This is a genomic window from Nonomuraea sp. 3N208, from assembly GCF_052245935.1.
Classification (GTDB): domain Bacteria; phylum Actinomycetota; class Actinomycetes; order Streptosporangiales; family Streptosporangiaceae; genus Nonomuraea.
The window spans coordinates 1-3969 of the sequence record NZ_JBQQBR010000117.1 but is presented as its reverse complement, the minus strand read 5'-3'; the positions used below and the strand labels follow the sequence as shown (position 1 = coordinate 3969).

Sequence of the window (3969 nt, the reverse complement as noted above, 5' to 3'; positions counted from 1 at the left end):
ACGACGCCTGCTACCACCAGGCATGCGACACGATCGCCAACATCAACGCGACCGCGCTGGACGTGGACTCCGACGCCATCGCCGACTCCGTCGCCCGCTACGCCTTCAACCTCCGCTCCATCCCGCCGAGGACGGCCACCGCCGAGGCCGCTGCCTTGTCGGCGGAATCGACCAGCTGACCAGCTGAAGGCACGTCATACATCGCCGGGCGGGCGGCCCATCGCCTGCCCGGCGTTCGCGTGCTCAGGGGGCGGGGCCCGGGAATGGAGTGCGTCCACCTGGGCTGGGTCGTGTCCCGGTCACCCTGTGCGTCCACCTGGCTTCTGAGGGAGCGCCGTCGGCGCCCACGCGTCAGCGGAAGTCGGCGACACGGAATACGGCCATCATGTCTTTCGTCCTGGACCCTGGGTAGAAGGACGCCTCAGCGCCGACCCAGCCGCGAAAGGCCCCCTTGTCGTCGATGATTTGCAGAAGCGGTTTGATATGGGAGTTGCCTGAGTAGCAGAACTTCTTGCTTTCCATGGCCAAGCAGGTGCACCAGTGCCACAGGGTGTCGCGGCGATCGTGGTTGGAGACTTTGGTGAGGTAGTACTGGATGGAGCTGACGTTCGTGCGGGTGCCGCCGCCGTAGTTGGGGCAGCCGCCGGACTTCTGACAGGCGCCCGGGGATGACGGCTGCAGGTAGGTCAGGCACCAGGTCGTGGTGGCGCAGTTGCGGAAGGAGGACTGCTTGAAGACCTGGCCGTCCGACTTCACGATGCGATTGCCCGCCCAGGAGACCAGATCCTGCTTGAGCGTTCCGGCAAAGGCTCGCACCGAGCTCATCGCGCGGCGAGTGGTGAGCGGGGCGTTGCTTCCGTAGCCGTATCCGTTGGTGGCCAGGGTGCTGTCCGCGAACTGCAGCCGGGCGAGCTTGCCGTCAGGCGACAGTTGCACATGCCACTTCTCGGTCCAGGTCTGGGCGATTTTCCATCTGATGCTCACCACGTTGCCGGCTGTGGTGTACGTTCCGGTGCGCGATTCGTCCGGGGCGCCCGGGAAACCAGAGGCGGTCAGTACGTCGCAGGCGCGTACGCGTGAGCCGGAGCCGCCTGCCTTGGTCGAGCAGCTGGAATCCGGCACGACACCGGTGGCTTGTCTGCCCTCGGGGTTGCGCTGCCACCAGAGGTAGGTGTTCGCGCTGACAGTGCCGTTGGCCTTGAACTGGTAGGTCCCCAGACGCACCCAGTTCTGGGTGGAGCCGGCGCGCAGGAAGCCCTGGCTGATCACAAAGTTGGCCTTTCCGCCGGGCAAGGACGACTGGCGTGGTGCGGCGCTGGCCGAACTGACCCCAGTGGCCAACAGGGCGAGCGTTGCGAGCACGGCGGTGAGAACTGCGCGCACAGAGAACCTCCTCGATTACGGTCTCCGCCGATTCTTGCCCATACGGCCCTTCGATGCCTGCCCGTTTGACATACGTTCACAGTCGTAGGTCAGGATGAGTGGCCTGGCGCTCCAGGTAGTGCTCACCCTCGCCCGGCTAACGCTCACCCGGCTGGGTGACAGCCGCCAGGTGCGGCTTGGACGCGCTCGGGCGGGAGCCGCTCACTCGCGGTTCCATTCGAGCTCGTCACGCCCGGCGAGGAACTCCTCGACCGGCGGCCAGCCCAGTGGCAGCGGCATCGGATATGTGGTCCGGATCCGGGACAGGTCCCGGCGCGTGCGGGCCAAGCTGGCGAAGTCGCGTGGATAGGCACGCGTGTCGACCCCGGTGAAAGATCCGATCTTGCGTGCGCGGGCCAGCACCTCTTGCCACCCCTCGATGGGTGCGTGACCGACGGACTCCACCCCGTGGGAAAACAGCATGAGCGTCTGCGATTCTCTGTGTTTGCCGGAGTATTTCTGGCAAATCGGGCGGGCGTGGCCGTGGCGGGCCGTCTGCGTACTGTCCCAGGGGGAGTACGGGGGTAGCACGCCGTCGTGGGCGTCGCGGTAGGCGCGGATCTGTCGGGTGCGGTTGCGGATCTCCGCTGTGCCCACTCCGTCCGGCAACACCGCCCGCAAGGCCTGCCATTCGGCGTTGGTGCGCTTGCCCGGGTCGCGCGGCCAGGTCGCCACGATCGCCGCCACCACCGCGCGGCGGTGCAGCGCCAGCCGCAACAGGCGGGCGGCCTGCTCCTGGGCGCACCGCAGCACCCGATCACAGACATGCACGCCCGGGGCCGGGCTCACAGCCCAGCCCAGTCTGCGCAAGGCCATCCAGCCCTTGGCCGGCTACGTCCGCCCGTCCAGCCCCACCCCGCAGGCCAGCGCGTCCAGATCCGCTGGGTTCCACCGGGCGGCGACCAGGTGGGCGGTCAGGTCCTGCGCCAGGCCGGTCAGCCACGCCACCCGCTGGGCCAGCAGGCCTTGTGGGACGACTTGACCGGTCTGCTCCACGATCGCGCCATGGGCGGTACAGGTCGCGGTCGCGGTGAGTCTGCTCATTCATACACCGGCCCCGTTGCTGGGCAGGCCGAGGCTGACCAACAGTGCTGGGACCGGGCGCCATGCTCGACGACCGGCACGCCCGCACCCCCGCCCTACTCGGGTTTTCACTGTCAGTGACGGCAAGACTACCAGCGCTCGGCCCCGCCGGGTAGAACAAGTGAACGACATGATGCCCGCCTCGCCCTGACCGGCCGGGCCAGAACCAGCCGCAGCCCGTCGCGTCGCGGGCGTAAAGGCTCAGCGGCGTCGCGGGACGGCGAACATCTTGATGGCGGCGCTACGGCGAAGGGGATGTCTGCGAACACAGGAGACATGCGAGCGTCAGGCGTACGAGCCGGGACACCGGCGGCCCCGCCGGTTGTGGCCGGCGGAATCAGGCGCCGTCCGTCGCGGCCTCAGCTACTGGAGCTGGCGGGTTGTGACGATTGCCCGCGCGATCGAGATTCGAGGGACGACAGCCCTTGACCTGGAATCTATCTGTTTGTAGCCTTCGTGTCAGATATTTACCCTTACAGGGTATTTGGGGTATACGTCCGACTTGTCGGTTCGTTACCTGACCATCGCAAGACGCATCACAGGACCGACCTGTGACCGCTGAATCCGCCTCCGGGCGGAACCGGGGACCCACGTCCCATTGGGGTGAATCGGCACGTCGTGCCGTAGGGCAGCTTCCACGCCCGAACCCGTCAGCTAACCCGGTAAGCGGTATGGAAGCAAGGAGAACCCTCTTCACGATGGCCAAGCATCGTATGATCCGCGCACCCAAGATCAACATCCCCTTCGCCGGTAAGTCCCTCGCCTTGCGCAAGATCACGGCGACCGTATCGCTGGCCCTGGCCGCCGCCCTGGCGGGCGCCGGTCTCGCCGGTCCCGCACACGCGGACAGCTTCATCGAGGGGCGCGACATGTCCCACTACGAGGCCAGCTACGACTGGGCCGGCAGCGGGGTCAAGTTCGGCATCGTCAAGGCAACCGAAGGCACCGACTTCATCGACAGTTCGTTCGGGCGTCACTGGGCGGAGATCGGCAAACTTCCCATGGTGCGCGGTGCGTACCACTTCGGGCACCCATCCAACGATCCCGTCGCCGAGGCCGACTTCTTCCTCTCCGTGCTGAACAAGCAGCCCGCCAAGGCGGGAGACCTGCTCGTCCTCGACCTGGAGACCTCTGACGGTCTGTCCGCAGAACGCGTGAACGCCTGGGCCAAGACGTGGCTGGAACGGGTGAAGTCCAAGACCGGCGTCACGCCGCTGTTCTACGCCAACTACAACTTCGCCGAGCAGTACGGCCAGGGGCTGGGCGAATACCCGCTGTGGGTGGCCCACTACAGTGCCGCCAAGGGCACGGTCGACACGCCGACGCACTGGAAGAAGTGGATCATCCACCAGTACACCGACGACCCGTGGGACCAGAACGTCTCCTCCCTGCGCCAGGACGAACTCCGCGCCCTCGGCCGGAAGTGATCAGAGGTCCTCTCGCCGGTCGCGGGGGGAAGGAGGG

General features: G+C 66.9%; 4 protein-coding genes and 1 riboswitch. Of the genes, 1 reads left to right on the top strand and 3 read right to left on the bottom strand.

Annotated features, from left to right (window positions below; all coding sequences use genetic code 11):
* Positions 1-351 precede the first annotated feature (351 nt).
* The 3 genes from ACTWPT_RS59605 to ACTWPT_RS59595 all read right to left on the bottom strand — a co-directional run bounded on the left by ACTWPT_RS59605 (position 352) and on the right by ACTWPT_RS59595 (position 2466).
* Positions 352-1383, bottom strand: coding sequence for a hypothetical protein (locus ACTWPT_RS59605; protein ID WP_443186408.1), 1032 nt, complete (start codon positions 1381-1383; stop codon positions 352-354).
* Positions 1384-1584: 201 nt separating this feature from the next.
* Positions 1585-2211 (bottom strand): hypothetical protein, encoded by a 627-nt coding sequence (locus tag ACTWPT_RS59600; RefSeq protein ID WP_443186407.1) that lies wholly within the window; start codon positions 2209-2211, stop codon positions 1585-1587.
* 42 nt (positions 2212-2253) lie between these two features.
* Positions 2254-2466, bottom strand: a complete 213-nt coding sequence (locus tag ACTWPT_RS59595) for a hypothetical protein (RefSeq protein WP_443186406.1) — start codon at positions 2464-2466, stop codon at positions 2254-2256.
* Positions 2467-3051: 585 nt separating this feature from the next.
* A riboswitch (cyclic di-AMP (ydaO/yuaA leader) is annotated at positions 3052-3189 on the top strand.
* 14 nt (positions 3190-3203) lie between these two features.
* Between ACTWPT_RS59595 and ACTWPT_RS59590 the strand changes: the two genes are divergently transcribed.
* On the top strand, positions 3204-3932 hold the full coding sequence (locus tag ACTWPT_RS59590; protein ID WP_443186405.1) for a glycoside hydrolase family 25 protein: 729 nt from the start codon (positions 3204-3206) through the stop codon (positions 3930-3932).
* Positions 3933-3969 lie beyond the last annotated feature (37 nt).

Bases quoted from the DNA above. Each gene is read 5' to 3' on its own strand.
- ACTWPT_RS59595 (WP_443186406.1), bottom strand. From the start codon at position 2,466: ATGAGCAGACTCACCGCGACCGCGACCTGTACCGCCCATGGCGCGATC.
- ACTWPT_RS59590 (WP_443186405.1), top strand. From the start codon at position 3,204: ATGGCCAAGCATCGTATGATCCGCGCACCCAAGATCAACATCCCCTTC.